Source organism: Pseudoroseicyclus tamaricis (assembly GCF_012070395.1).
Taxonomy (GTDB): Bacteria; Pseudomonadota; Alphaproteobacteria; order Rhodobacterales; family Rhodobacteraceae; genus Pseudoroseicyclus_A; species Pseudoroseicyclus_A tamaricis.
This window is the reverse complement of the sequence record NZ_JAAFYS010000003.1, coordinates 64,341-85,536: the sequence shown is the minus strand read 5'-3', so window position 1 is coordinate 85,536 and position 21,196 is coordinate 64,341. Positions and strand designations below refer to the sequence as shown.

Genomic DNA, 21,196 nt, shown 5'->3' with positions numbered 1-21,196 from the left:
TCTCCCCTATATCGCCACGCGAACCCCCCGGTGGACAAGCCGTTCCGCCAACCCTAGGGTGCCGCACCCGTCCGAGAGGGCCCGACGGCCCCCGCCAGTAGAGAGGTCCCATGGAAGGCGTTGCTTCTATCGTCCCGCTGATCGCCATCTTCGCGATCATGTATTTCTTCCTGATCCGTCCCCAGCAGAAGAAGGTCAAAGAGCACCAGGCGATGGTGCAGGCCCTGCGGCGCGGCGATCAGGTCGTCACGCAAGGGGGCATTGTCGGCAAGGTCTCCCGCGTGAAGGAAGGCGACGAGATCGAGGTCGAGATCGCCTCCGGCGTCACCGTCCGCGTCGTCAAGGCGACCATCGCCCAGGTCGTCTCCAAGACCGAGCCGGCCAAGAGCTGACATAATGCTGCACATCCCCCTCTGGCGCCGGCTCTTCGTCTGGGCCGTCTGCCTGGCCGGGCTCCTCCTGGCGCTGCCCAATGCCTTCTACCAGCGGGTCGAACGGTCCAACGACGCCGAAGCCGCCATCGAGCGGGGGCTGACGACGCAGGAGCTCGAGTTCGAGGCCGGCCTCTGGCCGAGCTGGCTGCCCGACGGGCTCGTCAACCTCGGGCTCGACCTGCGCGGCGGCGCCCACCTCCTTGCCGAGGTGCAGGTGCAGGATGTCTACGCCACCCGGATGGAGGCGCTCTGGCCCGAGCTGCGGGACACGCTGGCCGCCGAGCGCGAGACGGTGGGCTTCGTCACCCGCGAGGACGGCCCCGAGGGGGAGCTGCGCGTGCGCATCTCCGAGGCCGCGGGCGCCGAACGGGCGCTGGAGCTGGCGCGCGGGCTCGCGACGCCGGTGACCACGCTGACCGGCGCGGGCGCCTCGGATCTCTCCATTTCCATGAACGGCACGCTGCTGACGGTGCAGCTCTCGGAGGCCGAGAAGGCCGCCAGCGATGACCGCACCGTCCGCCAGGCGCTGGAGATCGTGCGCCGCCGGATCGACGAGGTCGGCACCCGCGAGCCGACGATCATCCGCCAGGGCGACGACCGCATCCTCGTGCAGGTGCCGGGCGTCGGCTCCGCGCAGGAGGTCAAGGACATCATCGGCACCACCGCGCAGCTGACCTTCCAGCCGGTGATCAGCCGCACCTCCGATGCCTCCGCCTCCGCCCCCGCGGGCGCCGAGGTCCTCCCCTCGCTGGACGAGGACGGCATCTTCTACGTGCTGGAGAGCGCCCCCGTCGTCACCGGCGAGGAGCTGGTGGACGCGCAGCCGAGCTTCGACCAGAACGGGCGGCCGGCCGTCTCCTTCCGCTTCAACCCGACCGGCGCCCGCGCCTTTGGCGAGTACACCGGCGAGAATGTCGGTGCGCTCTTCGCCATCGTGCTCGATGAGGAGGTGGTCTCCGCCCCGCAGATCCAGTCCGCCATTCCGGGCGGCTCGGGCATCATCACCGGCAGCTTCACGGTGGAGGAATCCACCAACCTCGCCGTCCTGCTGCGCGCCGGCGCCCTGCCGGCCGAGCTGACCTTCCTCGAGGAGCGCACCATAGGGCCGGAGCTGGGGCAGGATTCCATCGATGCCGGCAAGCTAGCCGCCATTGCCGGCGGCGTCGCCGTCATCGTCGTGATGGCCGTCTCCTACGGGCTCTTCGGCTGGTTCGCGAACCTCGCGCTGGTCATCAACATGATCCTGCTCTTCGGCGCCCTCTCCATGCTCGGCGCGACGCTGACGCTGCCCGGCATTGCCGGCATCGTGCTGACGATGGGCATGGCGGTGGATGCCAACGTGCTGGTCTACGAGCGGATCCGCGAGGAGATGAGGACGGCCAAGGGCCCGGCCCGGGCGATCCAGCTCGGCTACGAGCGGGCGCTCTCGGCGATCATCGATGCGAACATCACCACGCTGATCATCGCGGCCATCCTCTTCACCCTCGGCTCCGGCCCGGTGCGTGGCTTCGCCATCACCCTCGGCATCGGCATCCTCACCTCGGTCTTCACCGCCCTCTTCGTGACGCGCGTGCTCGTCGTCATGTGGTTCGAGCGGAAACGGCCCAAGACGCTCAGGATCTGACATGGCGTTCCGCATCGTCCCGGACGACACCAATATCAACTTCTTCAGGGCCGCGCGCGTCACCTTCGGCGCCTCGGTGGTGGGGATGATCGTCTCGATCATCCTCTTCTTCACCATGGGCCTGAACTACGGGATCGACTTCACCGGCGGCACCTCCATCCGCACCGAGGCGGAGCAGCCGGTGGACGTGGGCGCCTACCGCGACGCGCTGGCGGGGCTGGATCTCGGCGACGTCGTCATCTCCGAGGTGTTCGACCCGACCTTCGAGGAGGGCCAGCACGTCGCGCAGGTGCGCATCCAGTCGCAGGAGGGCGAGGGCTCCGTCTCCTCCGAGACGATGACCGCCGTCGCCACCGCGCTGCAGCAGGTGGACCCGACGCTGGAATTCACCGCCGCCGAGAGCGTCAGCGGTAAGGTCTCGGGCGAGCTGATCCGGACGGCCATCCTCTCCGTCCTCGGCGCGATGGGGGCGATCCTCGTCTACATCTGGCTGCGGTTCGAATGGCAGTTCTCGGTCGGCGCCGTGGCGGCGCTGGTCCATGACGTGACGCTGACGATCGGCATCTTCGCGCTCTTCCAGATCAAGTTCGACCTGGCGATCATCGCGGCGCTGCTCACCATCGTCGGCTATTCGATCAACGACACGGTCGTCGTCTTCGACCGGGCGCGGGAGAACCTGCGCAAGTACAAGACCAAGCCGCTGATCGACGTGCTCAACATCTCCGCCAACGAGACGCTGAGCCGCACGGTGATGACCTCCGGCACCACGCTGGTGGCCCTGATCGCGCTGCTGGTGCTGGGGGGCGACGTGATCCGCGGCTTCGTCTTCGCGATCACATGGGGCATCGTGGTGGGGACCTACTCCTCCATCTACGTCGCCAAGAACATCGTGCTGATGCTGGGCGTGAAGCGCGACTGGGACAAGCCGTCGAAGCCGACGGGCGGGCAGTTCGCCAACGTCGACGCCTGAGGCCGGCCGGGGAGGGGGGCTGTCTGCCCCCCGCGCCTCCGGCGCCCCCCCGAGGATATTTCGAGAAAAGCGAGTGCAGTGCGGGCCGGGTCAGGCGACGCTGGTGAGGCGTGCCGGGCCCGCGAAGCCGGAAGGGCGGAAGCGGATACGGGCGTCCTCGCCCGGTGGGTCCACCTCGAAGAGAGCCGGGCGGGCCTTGGCGTAGGAGCGCCAGGTGCCTTCGACCAGGGACTTGGCGGCGACTCCGTGCTTCTGTGACATCTGGCATCCGAGTGATGTCAGCGGCATGCCGCGGCCGTTTGCGCTATGCTCTGCGATCAGCGCGCGCACCTTCAGATCCAGACGTGACGGCGCGGCGGCCGGGGGCTCCTCCGCTCCCAGTTCGAGGAACACGTCGGAGGCGGCGCGCAGGGCCGGCGGCGCCTTTGCCTCTCCAAGAAGGGTCACAGTCCGGCCCATGGCGCGGAGCGCGGTGAGGAGCGGGATGTAGTCCTGGTCGGAGCTGGCGAGACAGAGCCTGTCCCAGCGCCCCTCGGCCGCCTGATGCATGGCGTCGACGATCAGGCGGATATCGGTGGCGCAGGGGCGGCTGCCTTCCACATGCACGAAGGTGAGGCCTGGAACCTGCCGCCAGGCTGGCTGGCGCGTGGCATCGCCGTAGGCCTGGGCGGAGACGAGCTGGCCCGTCCCCCGGGCGAGGCGGAGGATGCTGTCCGCGTGGGCGGGGGAGATGTTCTCGGCGTCGATGAAGAGCGCGGCGCGGGGGGCGGTCATGGCCCGCAGGCTGTCGGGGCATTCCGGCGAAATTTGGGCGAGAGGCGCCCGCAAGGGAGCGGCGAGCGCGCGGCCGTGACGCCATCGCGCCTTGCCGAAGCGCCGCCCCGGTGCTTTATGAAGCCCCATGAAAAAGCCCAACGACAACCCGGCCGATCCGTTCAAGAAGGCGCTCGCCGAGGCGACCAAGGTGATGGCGGACGACCGCGAGCTGGCCGTCTCCTTCTCGGTCGATCCGGCCGGCGGCACCAACGACTCCATCCGCCTGCCGCAGATATCCCGCCGCATGACGGCCGAGGAGGTGCTGCTGGCCCGAGGTACGGCCGACGGGCTGGCGCTGCGCCACAAGCTGCACGACGCCGCCGTCGCCAACCGCTACCAGCCGCAGGGCCCCATGGCCCGCGATCTCTACGAGGCGATGGAATCGGCGCGGGTGGAGGCGCTGGGCGCGCGCTACATGCCCGGCACCGCCAAGAACATCGACGCGAGGATCGGAGCCGACGCCCGCCGCAAGGGCTATGACCAGGTGCGAGAGGCCTCCGAGGCGCCGCTTGCCGCAGCCGCCGGCTACCTCGTCCGCCAGCTCGCCACGGGGCGCGACCTGCCCAAGGGGGCCGACAACGTCCTCGATCTCTGGCGCGGCCACCTGGAGGAGAGCTTCGGCGACCGGCTGGAGGAGGTGAGCGACCTCCTGCACGACCAGAAGGCCTTCGCCCGCTACGCCCGCGACATGATCTCCGCCCTCGGTTACGCCGACCAGCTGGGCGACGACCCCGATGCCGAGGATGACCTCGCCGACGATCTGGCCGAGGACGAGCCCGAGACCGAAGAGGGCGAGGACGATCAGAACTCCGGCGGCGACGTCGAGGATGCCACGCCCGAGCAGTCCCAGCAGGAGCAGGAGGAGGAGGGCGAGGCGCAGGCCTCGATGGAGCAGGAAGGCGGCGACGCCGAGGAGATGGAGGAGGAACTGGTGCCCGAGGGCGAGGCGCCGACCGAGCCTCCGCCCCCCGCCCCCCATTCCGAGGCGGACCCGGACTACAAGGTCTACGATAATAGCCATGACGAGGAGATCGCGGCCGAAGATCTCGCCGAGCCCGCCGAGCGCGAGCGTCTGCGCGCCTATCTCGACCAGCAGCTGGACCCCCTGAAGGGCGCCGTCTCCCGCCTCGCCAACAAGCTGATGCGCCGCCTGCAGGCGCAGCAGAACCGGTCGTGGGAGTTCGACCTGGAGGAGGGCACGCTCGATGCCGGCCGCCTCGCCCGCGTCGTCGCCAACCCGACGACGCCGCTCAGTTTCAAGCGCGAGAAGGACACCGAGTTCCGCGACACCGTGGTGACGCTGCTCCTCGACAATTCCGGCTCGATGCGGGGGCGCCCCATCTCCATCGCCGCCATCTGCGCCGACGTGCTCGCCCGCACGCTGGAGCGCTGCCAGGTGAAGGTCGAGATCCTCGGCTTCACCACGCGCGCCTGGAAGGGCGGGCAGGCGGGCGAGGGCTGGCGCAATGCCGGCCGGCCGCCGCTGCCGGGGCGGCTGAACGACCTCCGCCACATCGTCTACAAGCGCGCCGATGCGCCGTGGCGCCGGGTGCGCGAGAACCTCGGCATCATGATGAAAGAGGGCCTCCTGAAGGAGAACATCGACGGCGAGGCGCTGGAATGGGCGCACAAGCGGCTGGTGAACCGGCCCGAGCAGCGCAAGATCCTCATGGTCATCTCCGACGGCGCGCCGGTGGACGACAGCACCCTCTCCGTGAACCCGGCCAACTACCTCGAGAAGCACCTGCGCGACGTGATCGCCATGGTCGAGAAGAAGAAGGCGGTGGAGCTCATCGCCATCGGCATCGGCCATGACGTGACGCGCTATTACGAGCGGGCGGTGACGATCACCGATGTCGAGCAGCTCGCCGGCGCGATGACGGAGCAGCTCGCCAGCCTCTTCGACAATGACCCACGCGCGCGGGCGCGGGTCATGGGGATGAAACGGGCAAGCTGATGCTGAGCTACCAGCACGGCTACCATGCCGGGAACGGGGCGGACGTGATGAAACACGCCGCCCTCTCCTGGATTCTCGACTACCTCACCCAGAAGCCGAAGCCCCTGACCTACGTGGAAACTCACGCGGGCCGGGGCCTCTATGACCTCGCTGGGGTGGAGGCACGCAAGACGGGCGAGGCCGAGGCGGGCATCGTCCGGGCGGAGGCGCTCTTCGAGCCGGACCACCCCTACCGGCAGGTGCTCGACGCGACCCGCGCCACCCACGGGCCCGATAGCTACCCCGGCTCGCCGCTCGTCGCCGCGCATTTCGCGAGGGAGCAGGACCGGCTGCACATGGCCGAGCTTCACCCGCAGGAACATGCGGCCCTCGTCGCCGCCATGGGCGAGAGGGCGGAGGTTGTGCGCGAAGACGGCGCGGCGTTCGCCCGCCGCCTCCTGCCGCCGGAGCCGGCGCGGGGGCTGGTGCTGATCGACCCCTCCTACGAGGTGAAGGCCGATTACGCGGCGATGGCGGCGCTGGTGAAGGCCCTCCACAAGCGCTGGCCGGTGGGCATCAAGATGCTCTGGTACCCGATGCTGGAGGCCGGGCTGCACGCCCCGATGGCTGAGGCGCTGGACGTGCTGGAGGGGGCGCAGCGCATCGAGACGCCGCTTCGCCCGGCACGGCCCGGGCACCGGATGCTCGGATCGGGCCTCATCCTCATCAACGCGCCCTGGGGCTTCGAGGAGGAGGCGGCGCGCATCGCCGCAATCATGGCGCGCGTCTGACAGGCCCCCGCCCGTCACGTTGCCGTCATGCGCCGCCGGAGGCGTGATCGCCCCGCGTTGACCGCTTCAGGGGAACAGCCTTGCAAATCGCCCGAGTCCCGGCGGAGAAGCGCCGCTCTGTTTCACCCTGTCGTAAAAGGTGAGTTGAGGAAGCCTTCACCCTTTCTTAACTGATGCCCGTCGGGCGAGGGCCAATTCTCTCGCCCCGCCCCATCCAAGAGGGTCTTCGTGCAGACGACGCTGAAAGAAACTGTCCGCCTCACCGGCACCGGCCTTCACACCGGGCGCCCGGCGCGGCTGACGCTGAAGCCGGCCCCCGCCGGCAGCGGCATCGTCTTCTATCGCACGGATATCTCCGGCGAGGCGGCGCGCATCCCCGCGCGCTGGGATCTCGTCACGCCCTCGCCCCTCAACTCCCAGCTTCGCAACGAGGCGGGCACCACGCTCTCCACCGTCGAGCACCTGATGGCCGCCTGCGCGGGGACCGGGCTCGGCAACGCCCGGGTGGAGATCGACGGGCCGGAAGTGCCGGTACTCGACGGCTCCTCGGCGCCTTTCGCGCGCGCCATCCTCTCGGCCGGGCTGGAGGTGCAGGATGCGTCGCTGACGGCCATCGAGATCCTGCGCCCGGTCGAGGCCCGCTCCGGCCAGGCCTCCGCCCGGCTCGACCCGGGGGCGGGGCTCGTCGTCTCCTTCGCGATCGACTTCCCCGACAAGGCCATCGGCCGGCAGGTGAAGACACTCGACATGGCCAACGGCGCCTTCCTGCGCGAGCTCTGCGATGCGCGCACCTTCTGCCGAAAGGCGGATGTCGACGCGATGCGCGCGCAGGGCAAGGCGCTGGGCGGGACGCTCTTCAACGCCGTGGTGGTGGAGGGCGACAAGGTGCTCACCCCCGGCGGCCTGCGCCACCCCGACGAGCCGGTGCGCCACAAGATGCTGGACGCGCTCGGCGATCTCGCCCTCGCCGGCGCGCCGATCCTCGGCCGCTACACCGGCGTGCGCGCCGGCCACGCGATGACCAACCAGCTTCTGCGCGCCATCTTCGCCGAGCCCTCGGCCTGGCGGCGTGTCGAGGTGAGCGAGGCGACCGCCCGCCGCCTGCCCGGCTGGAACCTGCGTCCCTCCGATCTCTCCCGCGTCGCCTGAGCGTCCGGCGATTTCCATATGGAAATCGCGTGCGGAAACCATGTGGTTTCCGCCGCCCGCGGGGCGGCAGCGGCGCCCCGCCGCAGCCCACGCAAAAGGCATTTTGCCCTCCCGCCAATCATGTTAAGCCCTTCGCGCCGGGCCAGCCCCGGCCAGAAGCAAGACCCCGGGGGGCGAGAGACGTGAGGCAGACGAGCTGGTCCTTGGCAAAAGGCGCGGCCTTGGGGCTGGCGCTTTCTGCGCTGGGCGCCTGCGGGAGCGACCTCGTCGAATCCCGGCCGGCGCTGGAGGCGTTCACCCCGGAGGAGATCTACCAGCGCGGCGAGGTCGAGCTGGCGGATGGCGACGCGGAAGACGCCGCCTATTACTTCGGTGAGATCGAGCGGCTCTATCCCTATTCGGAATGGGCGAAGCGGGGCCTGATCATGCAGGCCATGGCCTATCACCGCGACGAGGATTACCCCAATGCCCGTGCCGCGGCGCAGCGCTTCCTCGACTTCTACCCGACGGATGGCGATGCGGCCTATGCGCAGTACCTGCTGGCGCTCTCCTACTACGACCAGATCGACGAGATCGGCCGTGACCAGGGGCTGACCTTCCAGGCGCTGCAGGCCCTGCGCACGGTGATCGAGGTGTATCCCGAGAGCGAATACGCGCGGTCGGCGATCCTGAAGTTCGACCTCGCCTTCGACCATCTCGCCGGCAAGGAGATGGAGATCGGCCGCTACTACCTGCGCCGCGATCACTACGCCGCCGCCATCAACCGCTTCCGCGTGGTGGTGGAGGATTTCCAGACGACGAGCCACACGCCCGAGGCGCTGCACCGGCTGGTGGAGGCCTACCTCGCGCTCGGCCTGCCGGAAGAGGCGCAGACGGCCGGCGCGATCCTCGGCTACAACTTCCAGTCCACCGAGTGGTACCAGGACAGCTACGCCCTGCTGACGGGGCAGGGGCTGTCGATGGAGGCGTCCGGCGACAGCTGGCTGGCGCAGATCTACCGGCAGATGGTGCTGGGGGAGTGGCTCTGACGGCCGCCATGCGCCCCCGATGCTGAGACAGCTCGACATCACCGACATGCTGCTGATCCGCCGGGCCGAGCTGAGCTTCGGCCCTGGCCTCAACGTGCTGACCGGTGAGACGGGGGCGGGCAAGTCGATCCTCCTCGACTCGCTGGGCTTCGCCCTCGGCTGGCGCGGCCGGGCGGAGCTGGTGCGTCAGGGGGCCGAGAAGGGCGAGGTCGTGGCCATCTTCGAGCTCGGCCCCGGCCACCCGGCCTGCGCCGTGCTGGAGGAGGCGGGGATCGACTTCGAGGACGAGCTGATCCTGCGCCGCGTCAACACGCCGTCGGGTCGCAAGAGCGCCTGGGTCAACGACCGCCCCGCCTCCGGCGAGCTGCTACGCCGGCTCTCCGAGCACCTGGTGGAGCTGCACGGGCAGGGGGATGACCGGGCGCTGCTGGACCCCAGGTCGCACCTTGCCCTCCTCGATGCCTTCGCCGATGCGCAGGAGCCGCTGGTGGCGGTGCGCATGGCGTGGTCCTCCCTCCGCGCCACCCGCAAGGCGCTGGCCGAGGCGGAGGCGCGGGCCGAGGCGCTGCGCGAGGAGGAGGAGTACCTGCGCCACGCCGCCGCCGAGATCGAGGAGCTCTCCCCCCAGCCGGGCGAGGAGGAGGCGCTGGATACCGCCCGCCGCTCCATGCAGGCCGGGGTGCGCATCCGCGAGGATATCGCCCGCGCCCATGCCGCGCTTGCCGGCGACGCGGCCGAAGGGCTGACGATGGATGCCATCCGCTGGCTGGAAGGCGCCGCCGAGGCCGCTGAGGGCCGGCTCGATGCGCCGCTGGAGGCGCTCTCGCGCGCCGTCGATGCGCTCGGCGAGGCGGAGCAGGGCGTGGCGGAGGCGCTGGACGCGCTGAACTACGACCCCTCCGAGCTGGAGCGCACGGAGGAGCGGCTCTTCGCCCTCCGCGCCCTTGCCCGCAAGCACGGCCTCAGCATCGAGGAGCTGCCGGCGCTGGGGCAGGACCTTTCCGCCAAGCTGGAGGCGCTCGACGCCTCCGAGGGCGATATCGACACGCTGCGCCGCGAGGTCTCCGCCGCCGAGGAGGGGTTCGAGAGCGCCGCGACGCATCTCTCCGGCCTCCGCCGCGCCGCCGCGACCCGGCTGGAGGCGGCGATGGCGACGGAACTGCCGCCCCTGAAGCTGGAGCGGGCGCGCTTCACGGTTCAGATCGACGAGGCGCCGGGCGGGCCGACGGGGCTCGACATGGTGCGCTTCGCCGCCGCCACCAACCCCGGCGCCCCGGCGGGGCCGCTGGAGAAGGTGGCCTCGGGCGGCGAGCTCTCCCGCTTCCTGCTGGCGCTGAAGGTCTGCCTTCATGCCGGGGCGGAGGGGCAGATCCTGATCTTCGACGAGATCGACCGCGGCGTCGGCGGCGCCACCGCCGATGCCATCGGCCGCCGCCTGTCGCGACTCGCCGAGTCGGGGCAGGTGCTGGTGGTGACGCACTCCCCCCAGGTCGCGGCGCGTGGTGCCCACCATTTCCGCGTGCGCAAGGAAGAGACGGATGGCGGCGCCGGCACGCTCAGCCAGGTGGCGCCGCTGGCGGCGGCGGAGCGGGTGGAGGAGATCGCCCGGATGCTCGCCGGCGCCGATGTCACCGCCGAGGCGAAGGCGGCGGCGGAAGCGCTGATTGGCACGCCCCCGGCCTGACGGCGGGGCGGCGACGGAATTTCTTCAGGGGCAAGAAATAAGGGCGGCCCGTTAGGACCGCCCCGAGACTTCTCAAATATCGGCAGGGCCACTCACCGCCCTACCGAAGAAATCGAGCCGCGCTCGCTGCAAGCGCCGCAATGACTTATCAATGTGGATGTCCTAGAGGGCCGGGTCAGATTCCTCATACCCCATATGGGGTAGATTAACGGATTATTACCAAATCCCCCGGCGTCACCCTCAGGAAGCTTCGTGGAGGTGCCGCAGAATCAGCGGAAGCACCTCTCGCCACTTCAGGAAGAAGAGCAGCTGACCGGCATCGGGGAAGATGCGGAAGTCGATCCACGGGTAGCTCTGCTGGTGCTCTTCCAGCGTCTCGGAAGGTACCTGAGGGTCCTGCAAGCCGCTGAGGAAGTGCACGGGCAGCCGGCCGCGCGTGAAGGCGACATCCTCCTGCCAATCGAAATTGACCTTGGCGATCAGTTCGCGCGTGAAGGCCTTGTCCGCCACGTGGGTCTTGGAGAGGGCGACCTCGGAGCCGACGGTGATCGCCTCCAGCACCTCCGGCACCTGGAAGGTGGCGCGGTCGGCAGCGGACTGGCGGTAGACGCTCTCCAGAAAGCCGCTCTTGCCGATGCGCCGGGCGAGGGCGGCGCCGGCCTGCACCATGAAGGGCAGAAGGTGCGGCGTGGTGCGGGCACCGGCGATGACGAAGCGGTGCCAGCGGCCCATGCGGTCGAACTGCTCGGGGCCGGTGAGGGGCAGCACGCCCGCGCAGCAGATGATGGCGCTCACTCGCTCGGGCGCGGCGGTGTGGATGGCGAAGGCCAAGAGGCTGTCGTCGCCCATGGCGATGATCGGCAGCCGCGGCGCGCCGAGCCGGTCGAGCAGGGCGACGTGATCGTCGGCCAGCTGGCGCAGCACGTCGACGCCCTCGGGCAGGGCGGAGGACTGGCCGTAGCCGGCGCGGATCGGCACGATGATGCGGATGCCGGCGCGCGAGGCCTCCGCCTCGGCGCTCGCCGGCCAGCGGGTCAGGCCGAAGTCGATCGGCATGTAGAGGCAGGGCCGCCCCTTCGGATCGCCGAGGATCAGGTACTCCATCAGCCGCCCGTCGGGCAGGCTCATCCGCTGGATGGGGCGGGGCACCAGCCCGCCGTCGGCCGAATGGGCCGGCGCATCGCCCTGGAGCGCGACCGAGCCGGGGTCGGAGAAGCGGGCGATCTCCAGCATCGAGAGGGTGAGGCGGATGAGGTCCGCCTGGCTGCTGGTCTCCGTCTTCGACATCACCGACTTGAGCTGCGCGCGCACCGTGGCGACGGAGCGGCCGCGCGCCGAGGCGATGTCGGCGAGGCTGGAGCCCTCGGAGAGGGCGCGCATCACCTCCGTCTCCGCCACCGTCAGGTCGAAGGTAGCGCGCACCACCTCGCCGAAGGCGGGGGGCCACGCCAGCTCGGACGTGACGGCCAGCAGCTCCGGCGTGCCGGAGGGGCCGGCGTAGCGGCGGAAGGAGACGAGCACCGTCTTGCCGGTGCGGCTGCCGTGCAGGCGCAGGATGTGCGGGGTGGCATCGTTGCGCCGCAGCGCCTGCCGCGCGGCGGCGATCAGCGGCTCCGGCTCCGCCACGAGGCGGCCGAGATCGCTCAGCCGGGCGCCGACGGCGAGGCCGAGGCTGGCCGCCGAGGCGCGGTTGGCGGCGGTGACGACCAGCGTCTCGTCGATGACGAAGGCGGCGTTGTGATGGATCGTGGTGAGCAGCGCGCCGGCGCTCTTCGCCTCCGCCTCCATCACCCGGTCCAGCGTCTGGCCGGCGCGCATGACGTGGGGGGCGACGCCGGGAAGATCCTCCCCGTCCCCGCGCATCTGGCGGCGCAGCAGCAGGTTCTGCCAGCGGTCGAGCAGCTCCTCGTAGCGGCTGGGGTCCATGGCGGTTTCGTAGATCCCGTCGATCACCTCTTCCTCGAGGTGCCTGTCGTCGCCGTCTGCCCCGTCGCTCATCGTTGCCCCCGGCCCCTCGTCGGCGCGCGCAAAGCACCGCCGCGCAACACGGGCGGCCCGACCTGTGTGGGGGAGGAGACGCACATCTCCGGGGGGCCGCGCCTCGGCCAAGGGGCCCGGCGCCGGCTGAGGCAGCACGGCGGCGGGCGCACGGACGGCGCGGCAAGGGCGATCTGGTGGATCATGGCTCTTCGCGTCAGCGTGAGGCGCACGTTACTGTCTGTGACGTCGGGAGAAAAGGCCAGAATTCGCTGCGCGAATAATGTGCACCTTTAGTATGACCAATGCGTGACGCGAACGGCGCCCCGCCCGTGGCGCCGGGGCCATGCGCCCGGCTCCGCCCGCCGCCGCCGATCTTGCTCCGCCGCCGGCAAAGCCGCAGGAAGAGCGGATGGAACAGGGACAGGGCGGACGGACGGCTTGGATGCGGGCGCAGGCGCGCCGGGGCGGCGTGCGGCTGCGCCTCTGGGCGCTGGCACTGGCCATCGGGCTCGCCGCGTCCGTCGCCGCGCTGGCCTTCCGCCTCGGCATCGCCGGGCTGCAGGCGCTCTTCTACGGCACCGACGATGTCGCCCACATCCACTCCTTCGCCGCCGGGCTCGACTGGTACTGGCTGCTCGTCATCCCCATCCTCGGCGGCCTCGCCGTCGGCCTGCTGCTCGACCGGCTGACGGAGGACGGGCGCGTGCGCTCGGTGGCCGACGTGATCGAGGCGGCGGCACTCCGGGACGGGCGGGTGCAGCGGCGGCGGGGCCTCGTCTCCGCCCTCGCCTCGCTCATCACCCTCTCGACCGGCGGCTCGACGGGGCGGGAAGGGCCGGTGGTGCACCTTGCCGCCGTCCTCGCCTCCTACGTCAATTCCTGGGCGAAGCTCGGCGGCATAGAGGGGCGCGAGCTTTTGGGCTGCGCCGTCGCCGCCGCCGTCTCCGCCAGCTTCAACGCGCCGATCGCTGGGGCGCTCTTTGCGATGGAGGTGGTGCTGCGCCACTTCGCCGTGCAGGCCTTCGCGCCCATCGTTATCGCCTCCGCCGCGGGCACGGTGGCGGGGCGGCTGGTCTTCGGCGACATCACCGAGTTCCAGCTGCCCTTCCAGAACGCCGTGGAGTTCTACGTCGAGCTGCCGGCCTTCCTGTTGCTCGGCATCGTCTGCGGGGGCGTCGCCGTGGTGCAGATGCGGGCGATCTTCTGGGCCGACAGCCTCGCCGGGAGCCTGCGCGAGCGGGTGCGCCTGCCGGGCTGGGCCTGGCCGATGCTGGCCGGCGCCATCCTCGGCGCCATCGCCATCCCCTTCCCGCACATCATCGGCGTCGGCTACGAGACGACGAGCCGGGCGCTGACGGGGGAGCTGCTGTTTCGCGAGGCGGTGATCTTCGCCATCGTCAAAGTCGCCGCCGTCTCCGTCACCATGGGCGGGCGGATGGGGGGCGGCATCTTCTCCCCCTCGCTCATGGTCGGCTCGCTGACCGGCCTCGCCTTCGGCCTCGTCGCGACGCACCTGGCGCCGGAGCTCTCCGGCGGCTCCAGCCTCTATGCGCTGGCGGGCATGGGCGCCGTCGCGGCGGCGGTGCTGGGGGCGCCGATCTCCACCATCCTCATCGTCTTCGAGCTGACGGGGGACTGGCAGGCGGGGCTGGCGGTCATGGTCTCCGTCGCGCTCTCCTCCGCCGTCGCCTCGGCGCTGGTAGACCGCTCGTTCTTCCTCACCCAGCTGGAGCGGCGGGGCGTGCACCTCGCCGCAGGCCCGCAGGCCTGGCTGCTCGGGACCTTCCGGGTGGAGAGCGTCATGCGCGCGCAAGGCCACCCGCGCGGGGCCGACGAAGCGGCGATGCGGGAGCTGATCGCCGGCGGCACCTTCCTCAAGGAAGGACAGACGCTGGAGGAGGCGATGCCGATGTTCGAGACGGCGGGCGCCAGCGTGCTGCCGGTCGTCCACTTCGCCGGCGGCGATGCGGGGCCGGAGCTGCGCGGGGCGCTCTTCCACGTCGATGCGCTGCGGGCCCTCAACCGCGCGCTGGCGCGGCGGTCGGCGGAGGCGCACGGGTAGCGCCGATGCGGGCGGAGGGGAAGGTGGAGGGGGCGGGAGCGGGGGCCAGCCCCCGCACCCCCGAGGGTATTTTTGGCCAGATGAAGGGGATCCGGGGAGAGAAGGCGGCGCGCCGTCAGACTTGCTCGACGGCGACCTTGGAGGTGTAGAAGGCGAGGTGGCCGGCGATGGCCTCCACCCCGGCCTTGGGCTCCTCGTAGGACCAGGCGGAATCGGGGATGGTGCCGGACTTGGCGACGATGCTGAAATAGCGCGCCTCGCCCTTCCACGGGCAGGTGGAGACTGTCTCCGACGGCTCGAGAAAGGCCATCGCGATGTCCTCGCGCGGGAAGTAGATGACGGGCGGGTAGTCGCCCTCCGTCAGCTCCAGCGCCTTGTCGCTCTCGCCGAGAACGGCGCCGCCGGCGCGGACGACCCAATGGCCGCCGGCCGGCCTGATGGTGATGTGGTCTGCCATCTCGATGTCCTTCATGGATGTGGCCGGGTCATGACATGGGCACGATGACCGGCAATTCAACGGGCCCGGCACTTCAACGGGGTGGCCGAGGGGGGCCTCGACGGGCGGCGGGCGATCAGAGCGGGGCGCAGGCCTCCTCCGCCCAGGCGAGCGCGGCGCCGTCGAGGCGGGGGCCGATCCGCTCCAGCGTATCGCGATGATAGGCGTCGATCCAGTCCCGCTCGGCGGGGCTGAGCATCTCCGCCACGATCAGCCGCCGGTCGAAGGGCACGAAGGTCAGCGTCTCGAAGCCGAGGAGCGGGCGGTTCGGATCCGACGTCGGCAGGGGCGCCGCCTCCTCCACCACGACGAGGTTCTCGATGCGGATGCCCCAGGCCCCCTCGCGGTAATGCCCCGGCTCGTTGGAGAGCACCATGCCGGGCTGCAGCGCGATGTCGGTGCTGGCGCGGGAGAAGCGCGCCGGCCCCTCGTGGACGCAGAGGTAGGCGCCGACGCCGTGGCCGGTGCCGTGGTCGAAATCCATCCCCGCCGTCCAGAGCGGGAAGCGAGCGAGCGCGTCGAGATGGGCACCGGTGACGCCGCGGGGGAAGCGGGCGCGGGAGAGGGCGACCATGCCCTGCAGCACGCGCGTATAGGCCTCCGCCGCGCCCTCGGGCGGCGCGCCGACGGCGATGGTGCGGGTGATGTCGGTCGTCCCGTCGCGGTACTGGGCGCCGGAATCGACGAGCAGCAGCTCGCCGGGGCGCACGGGGCGGTCGGTCTTCTCGTTGACGCGGTAGTGGACGATGGCGCCGTGCTCGCCGGCGCCGGCGATCGTCTCGAAGGAGATATCCTCCAGCGCGTTGGTGGCGCGGCGGAAGCTCTCCAGCTCCGTCACCACGGAGGTCTCGGTTAGGCCGCCCTTCGGAGCCTCCGCGTCCAGCCAAGCGAGGAAGCGCACCATGGCGGCGCCGTCGCGCAGGTGCGCCTCGCGCATGCCGGCGATCTCGGTGGGGTTCTTGATGGCCTTGGGCAGCAGGCAGGGGTCCACCCCCTCCGCCATGCGGCTCCCGAGCGCGACGGCCAGCCGCTCCGGCGCCGAGGCGGGGTCGACGCGGACGGGGCCGTCGAGATCCGTCAGGGCGGCGAGGAGGCTGTCCGCGGGGAGGATGGCGACGTCTGCGCCGAGCGCGCCCGCCACCTCGTCGGCCTTGCCGGGGCCGCAGAAGAGCTCCACCCGGCCGCTGTCATGAAGCAGCGCGAAGGCGTGGGGCACCGGGTTGCGGGGGATGTCGCTGCCGCGGATGTTGAGGAGCCAGGCGATGGAATCGGGCAGGGTGAGCAGGGCGGCGCGCTGGCCTTCCTTGCGCAGCTCTTCGGCGAGGCGGGCGCGCTTGTCCGACGAGCTTTCGCCGGCGAACTCCTCCGGCTGCAGGAAGAAGGGGGCAGCGGGGGGCGCCGGACGATCCTCCCAGATGGCATCGACGAGGTTCTCGGTGGCGGTGAGGCGCAGCCCGTGCGGCTCCAGCGCCGCCTTCAGCCCCTTGATCTCGCCCGCCGTGTGCAGCCACGGATCGAAGCCGATGGTGGCACCCTCGGGGGCGTGCTCGATGAGCCAGTCGGCCAGCTGCGTCTCGGGCCAGTCGACGGGGGTGAAGACGGGATCGACCTCCTGCCTCACCTGCACGCGGTAGCGGCCGTCGACGAAGATGGCGGCCTCCTCGGCCAGCGCCACCGCGAAGCCGGCGGAGCCGGTGAAGCCCGTCAGCCAGGCGAGGCGGGCATCGGCGGGGGCGACGTATTCGCCGCGATGGGCATCGGCCCGGGGGACGATGAAGGCGCCGAGGCCGGCATGCAGCATCTCGTCGCGCAGCGCGGAGAGCCGCGGCGGCCCCTGCTCGGGATTGCTCGTCACCTCGAATGTCTGGAACATCTCACGCCTCCGTCTGCTCGCGCCCTACATGGCAGCGCAGGCGGCGGAGTGCCAGTGCGGCGGAGTGACCCCCTCCGGCGGCGGGCGAAACGGCGGGCGCCGGGCGCCGGCTAGAAGAGCGCGACCGCCAGCCCGGCCCAGAACGCGGCGCCGAGGCCCATGGCGGGCAGCAGCCACCAGCCGGGGGGCAGGCGCGGGGAGCCGGAGGTTTCGGCGGCCGGGGGCGGCTCACGAAGGGCGAGGGGCGCGGGATCGATGGCGGGCATGGGGCGGGCCTGGCAGATCGCGGCCGCCGGAATATGACGACCGGTGCTGCGATAGCCCGAACAGGTTTAAGAACCGCTGAACCGCGCCTCAGACGCCGAGGCGGTCGCGCAGGGCGTACCAGCTCATCGCCAGCGTCATCAGCGGCGTGCGGAAGGTGGCGCCGCCGGGGAAGCGCTGCACCGGCAGCTCGCTCATCACGTCGAACCGCTCCGCCTGGCCGGCGACTGCCTCTCCCATCAGCCGCCCGGCCATGCCGGAGAGGGCGACGCCGTGGCCCGAGAAGCCGGCGGCGGAGAGCGTCGTCGGCCCCAGCCGGGCGAGGTGGGGCAGGCGGGTCATGGTGATGCCGAGCGTGCCGCCCCAGACATGTTCCACCTCCACGCCCTTCAGCTGCGGGAAGAGGTTGGTCATCCGCGCCACCAAGGGGCCGCGGATGTCGGTGGGGAAGCCGAGCCCGTAGCTCTCCCGCCCGCCGAAGAGGAAGCGGCCGTCGGAGGTGAAGCGATAGTAGTTCACCACGAATTTCGAATCGGCGACGGCGATCTCCTCGGCCAGCACCGAGCGCGGGTCTTCCAGCGGGCGGGTTGCGGCGATGAAGGAATTGATCGGCATGACCCGGGCGGACATGTGTGGCTCGATCGCCGGCAGGTAGCCGTTGCCGGCGAGGATCAGGTGCTTGGCTCGCAAAGTGCCCGCCGCCGTCGTCAGCGAGGGCGAGGCGCCGCTTTCGATGGCGGTGACCTCGGAGCGTTCGTGGATCGTCGCGCCCGCCGCCTCCGCCGCCCGCGCCAGGGCGAGGGCGTAGTTGAGCGGGTGGATATGGGCGGCGCCCCGGTCGAGCACGCCGCCGTGGTAGAGCGGGGACTTCACCAGCTCCCGGAAGCGGTCGGCGCCCATCGCCTCGGATTGCTCGTAGCCGTATTCACGGGCGAGGAAGTCGACCTCGGCCTTGTCCTCCTCCGCCTCGGCATCGGAATAGGCGCCATGGGCGACGCCGGCCTTCCAGTCGGCCTCCACCGCGTGGCTCTCGCAGAAGGCGCGCAGCTGCGACTTGGCGTCCTCCGCCACCTGCCAGACCATCCGCGCCTTGTCGGCGCCCATGCGCCCGGCGATCCAGCGCATCGGCTTGTTATAGCCCGAGCCGACCTGCCCGCCATTGCGCCCCGAGGCGCCCCAGCCGACGCGGTGCGCCTCCAGCAGGACGACCTTGAAACCCTTCTCCGCCAGGACCTTGGCGGCCCAGAGGCCGGTGAAGCCGGCGCCGAGGATGGCGACATCGGCCATCTCGTCGCCGGCGAGCGCGGGCCGCTCGGCAGAGAGCGTGGCGGTGGCGGCATACCAGGAGGCGGGATAGGTGGCGGGGCGGTCGTTGCGGTGCAGCGGGTTCATGGCGCGGATCATCCGCCGGTGGGCGGGGAAAGGGAAGGGGGCGCGGGGGCGCGCGGCCCGCGGTGCCCGGCGCTCGCCGCCCGGGTGCTCGTCGGTTGGGCGATGAGGGGGGCTTGAGCCCAGCCTACGGTTCCGGCGAGTCTTGCGCGCGCTCTCCGCTCCATCCCCGCCCGGTGCGCGCCGAAGGCGCAGGGCGCTGTCGGTGGCACCGGGGAGGTGGGTTATAAACCCACCCTACAAGGGGCGCTTCGGCTGGTGTCGGCCGTCCTGCCGCATGACAGAGCGGGAGGGGCGCCCCCTCACCGTTCCCCGGGCGGGATGTTCTTCAGCTTCGCCGAGAGGGCGCGGATGTCTTCCAGCGGGTAGCTCAGGTCGTGTCGTTCGGTGCCGGCAGGGCGCTGCGCCAGTGACAGGCCGGGGCGCCATTCACGGGCGGGCCGGATCGGGCGAGGCGCGAAGCCGCCGCCGCAATTGGGACAGACGTTCTGCAGCTCCCTCTCCAGGCAGTCGCGGCAGAAGGTGCATTCATAGGTGCAGATCATCGCATCCGGCGCGTCCGGCGGCAGGTCCTTGTCGCAGAACTCGCAATTCGGCCGCAGCTCCAGCGCCATCAGACATTCAGGAGCAGGTGCTCCCGCTCCCAGGGGCTGATGACCTGCAGGAACTCGTCATATTCCGTCCGCTTCACGATGGAATAGACGCGGGCGAAATCGGGCCCCAGCACCTCGTGCAGCTCGCGCGCCCCGTCGAAGAGATCGAGCGCCGCGTGCACGCCGCGAGGGATGGCATCCTCCGCCTCGTAGGCGTCGCCGCGGAAGCGCTTGTCCGGGCGCAGCTCGTTCATCAGCCCGAGGTAGCCACAGGCCAGCGAGGCGGCGATGCAGAGGTAGGGGTTACAATCCATCCCAGCCAGCCGGTTCTCCACCCGCCGCGATTCCCACGGCGTGACCGGGATGCGGATGCCCGTCGTCCGGTTGTCGCGCCCCCATTCGAGGTTGATCGGCGCCGCATGGTCGCGCACGTAGCGGCGATAGGAGTTCACGTAGGGCGCGATCACGGCGATGGCGCTCGGCAGATGCTCCTGCAGACCGCCGATGAAGTGGAAGAACGCATCCGTTTCGCCGCCCGCCGGGCCGGAGAAGAGGTTCCGCCCCGTGCGCACATCGGTCACCGAGTGGTGCACGTGCATGGCCGAGCCGGGCTCGCCCTCGATGGGCTTGGCCATGAAGGTGGCGAAGCAATCGTGCTTCAGCGCCGCCTCGCGGATCAGCCGCTTGAAGTAGAAGACCTCGTCGGCCAGCCGCACCGGGTGGCCGTGGCGCAGGTTGATCTCCAGCTGGCCGGCGCCGCCCTCCTGCGTGATGCCGTCGATCTCGAAGCCCTGGATCTCGGCGAACTCATAGATGTCGTCGATCACGGGGCCGTATTCATCGACCGCGGTCATCGAATAGGCCTGCCGCGCGGCGGCGGGGCGGCCGGTGCGGCCCATCATCGGCTCGATGGGCAGGCGCGGGTCGGTGTTGCGGCCGACGAGGTAGAATTCCATCTCCGGCGCGACGATCGGCTTCCAGCCCTGCGCCTCGTAGAGCTCGACCACCCGCATCAGCACGTTGCGGGGGGAATAGGGAACGCGGTTGCCCTTCTGGTCGAACGCGTCGTGGATGACCTGCAGCGTGCCGTCATCGGCCCAGGGGGCGGCGGTGGCGGTTGTGAGGTCGGGCTTCAGGATCATGTCGGGCTCGGTGAAGCCGTCGGGCCCGGCCGCCTCGCCCCAGTCGCCGGTGATCGTCTGGAAGAAGATCGAGTTGGGCAGGTGGAAATACTGCTGCCGCTCCCACTTGCCGGCGGGCACGGCCTTGCCGCGGGCGATGCCAGGCAGGTCCGCGATGATGCACTCCACCTCGTCGAGGCGCTTGCCCTCGAGATAGGTGCGGGCCGCTTGCGGGATCCTGTCGAGCCAGTTCATGCCGGCACCCGCGCCTTGAAGAAGCCGGCGATCTCGTCGGCCAGCATCTGGTTGTCGTTCTCCAGCGGCAGCGACGCGCGCGCCTGCGAGAGCAGGTGGTCGGGGACGACCCCGGCGCCGCGCTTGTCGATCAGCCCCTCGATGAAGGCGGAGCCGAATTCCGGGTGCGCCTGCACGGTGTAGATGCTCTCGCCGTAGGCGAGGGCGGCATTGGCGCAGAAGGGGTTGGTGCCGACGACGCGGGCGCCCTCGGGCTTCACTGTCACCTGGTCCTGGTGCCAGGCGTTGAGCGCGCGGGGCTCGCCGCCGAATTCGTAGAGCTGCCGGCCGACGGCCCAGCCGCCCTCGAACTTCTCGACCCGCCCGCCCAGCGCCTGCGCGATGATCTGGTGTCCGAAGCAGATGCCGACGAGCGGCCGGCCGGAGCCCTGGATGTCGTGGATCAGCGCCTCCAGCGGCGGGATCCACGGATGGTCCTCGTAGGCGCCGTGGCGCGAGCCGGTGATCAGCCACGCATCGGCGGCCTCGGGGCCGGGGGGGAACTCCCCGTCGACGACGCTGAAGGTGACGAAGTCAAAGCCGTGCCCCGCGAGGAGCTGCTGGAAGAGATCGGAATAATCGCCGTGAGCCGGGCGCAGCGCGTCGGGCGCGTGGCCGGTCTGAAGAATGCCGATGAGCATGAAGCACCGTTTTGGAAGAGATGTGACAAGGGTAATGGGCGCCGCCCGGCG

The 21,196-nt window shown here is 70.7% G+C and carries 18 protein-coding genes; 9 read left to right on the top strand and 9 right to left on the bottom strand.

The window, feature by feature from the left end:
* Positions 1–110: 110 nt before the first annotated feature.
* The 3 genes from yajC to secF are packed head-to-tail and all read left to right on the top strand — an operon-like array spanning position 111 to position 3,028.
* A complete protein-coding gene (gene yajC, locus GY170_RS12155; RefSeq protein WP_163894023.1) occupies positions 111–392 on the top strand; it encodes a preprotein translocase subunit YajC in 282 nt (93 codons plus the stop codon).
* Between the two features lie 4 nt (positions 393–396).
* Positions 397–2,058, top strand: coding sequence for a protein translocase subunit SecD (gene secD / locus GY170_RS12150; RefSeq protein ID WP_163894021.1), 1,662 nt, complete (start codon positions 397–399; stop codon positions 2,056–2,058).
* Position 2,059: 1 nt separating this feature from the next.
* Positions 2,060–3,028, top strand: coding sequence for a protein translocase subunit SecF (secF, locus tag GY170_RS12145; protein ID WP_163894019.1), 969 nt, complete (start codon positions 2,060–2,062; stop codon positions 3,026–3,028).
* Between the two features lie 90 nt (positions 3,029–3,118).
* Here the strand turns inward: secF and GY170_RS12140 are convergent, their stop codons facing one another.
* Positions 3,119–3,802 carry an NYN domain-containing protein gene (locus tag GY170_RS12140; RefSeq protein WP_163894018.1) on the bottom strand — a complete coding sequence of 228 codons (684 nt, stop codon included), beginning with the start codon at positions 3,800–3,802 and terminating at the stop codon, positions 3,119–3,121.
* Between the two features lie 127 nt (positions 3,803–3,929).
* Between GY170_RS12140 and cobT the strand changes: the two genes are divergently transcribed.
* The 5 genes from cobT to recN all read left to right on the top strand — a co-directional run bounded on the left by cobT (position 3,930) and on the right by recN (position 10,432).
* Positions 3,930–5,801: a cobaltochelatase subunit CobT gene (gene cobT / locus GY170_RS12135; protein WP_163894016.1), complete on the top strand. Its 1,872-nt coding sequence runs from the start codon at positions 3,930–3,932 to the stop codon at positions 5,799–5,801.
* On the top strand, positions 5,801–6,571 hold the full coding sequence (locus tag GY170_RS12130; protein ID WP_163894014.1) for a 23S rRNA (adenine(2030)-N(6))-methyltransferase RlmJ: 771 nt from the start codon (positions 5,801–5,803) through the stop codon (positions 6,569–6,571). The genes cobT and GY170_RS12130 overlap by 1 nt, the downstream gene beginning before the upstream one ends.
* A 228-nt stretch (positions 6,572–6,799) precedes the next feature.
* Positions 6,800–7,720, top strand: a complete 921-nt coding sequence (lpxC, locus tag GY170_RS12125) for a UDP-3-O-acyl-N-acetylglucosamine deacetylase (RefSeq protein WP_163894012.1) — start codon at positions 6,800–6,802, stop codon at positions 7,718–7,720.
* A gap of 227 nt (positions 7,721–7,947) precedes the next feature.
* Positions 7,948–8,748, top strand: a complete 801-nt coding sequence (locus GY170_RS12120; RefSeq protein WP_235924185.1) for an outer membrane protein assembly factor BamD — start codon at positions 7,948–7,950, stop codon at positions 8,746–8,748.
* Positions 8,749–8,767: 19 nt separating this feature from the next.
* Positions 8,768–10,432, top strand: coding sequence for a DNA repair protein RecN (gene recN, locus GY170_RS12115; protein ID WP_163894009.1), 1,665 nt, complete (start codon positions 8,768–8,770; stop codon positions 10,430–10,432).
* A 240-nt stretch (positions 10,433–10,672) separates the two neighbouring features.
* Here the strand turns inward: recN and GY170_RS12110 are convergent, their stop codons facing one another.
* Complete coding sequence (locus GY170_RS12110; protein WP_163894007.1) at positions 10,673–12,430, bottom strand: bifunctional helix-turn-helix transcriptional regulator/alpha/beta hydrolase; 1,758 nt, start codon at positions 12,428–12,430, stop codon at positions 10,673–10,675.
* A 391-nt stretch (positions 12,431–12,821) separates the two neighbouring features.
* On the opposite strand from GY170_RS12110, the gene GY170_RS12105 reads away from it, so the two are divergent.
* Positions 12,822–14,474: a chloride channel protein gene (locus GY170_RS12105; protein ID WP_163894005.1), complete on the top strand. Its 1,653-nt coding sequence runs from the start codon at positions 12,822–12,824 to the stop codon at positions 14,472–14,474.
* A 115-nt stretch (positions 14,475–14,589) separates the two neighbouring features.
* Here GY170_RS12105 and GY170_RS12100 read toward each other — a convergent pair whose 3' ends face one another.
* The 7 genes from GY170_RS12100 to GY170_RS12070 all read right to left on the bottom strand — a co-directional run bounded on the left by GY170_RS12100 (position 14,590) and on the right by GY170_RS12070 (position 21,145).
* Positions 14,590–14,931: a DUF427 domain-containing protein gene (locus tag GY170_RS12100; RefSeq protein ID WP_163894003.1), complete on the bottom strand. Its 342-nt coding sequence runs from the start codon at positions 14,929–14,931 to the stop codon at positions 14,590–14,592.
* 115 nt (positions 14,932–15,046) lie between these two features.
* Positions 15,047–16,843, bottom strand: coding sequence for an aminopeptidase P family protein (locus tag GY170_RS12095; RefSeq protein WP_163894001.1), 1,797 nt, complete (start codon positions 16,841–16,843; stop codon positions 15,047–15,049).
* Between the two features lie 110 nt (positions 16,844–16,953).
* Complete coding sequence (locus GY170_RS12090) at positions 16,954–17,109, bottom strand: hypothetical protein (protein ID WP_163893999.1); 156 nt, start codon at positions 17,107–17,109, stop codon at positions 16,954–16,956.
* Positions 17,110–17,197: 88 nt separating this feature from the next.
* Entirely contained in the window at positions 17,198–18,499 is a 1,302-nt protein-coding gene (locus GY170_RS12085; protein ID WP_163893997.1) for an NAD(P)/FAD-dependent oxidoreductase, read from the bottom strand.
* A 299-nt stretch (positions 18,500–18,798) separates the two neighbouring features.
* Positions 18,799–19,110, bottom strand: coding sequence for a DUF1272 domain-containing protein (locus GY170_RS12080; RefSeq protein WP_163893995.1), 312 nt, complete (start codon positions 19,108–19,110; stop codon positions 18,799–18,801).
* On the bottom strand, positions 19,110–20,465 hold the full coding sequence (locus GY170_RS12075) for a glutamine synthetase family protein (protein ID WP_163893993.1): 1,356 nt from the start codon (positions 20,463–20,465) through the stop codon (positions 19,110–19,112). Before GY170_RS12075 ends, GY170_RS12080 begins: the two co-directional genes overlap by 1 nt.
* Positions 20,462–21,145 (bottom strand): type 1 glutamine amidotransferase, encoded by a 684-nt coding sequence (locus GY170_RS12070; RefSeq protein ID WP_163893991.1) that lies wholly within the window; start codon positions 21,143–21,145, stop codon positions 20,462–20,464. The genes GY170_RS12075 and GY170_RS12070 overlap by 4 nt, the downstream gene beginning before the upstream one ends.
* Between the last annotated feature and the right edge of the window lie 51 nt (positions 21,146–21,196).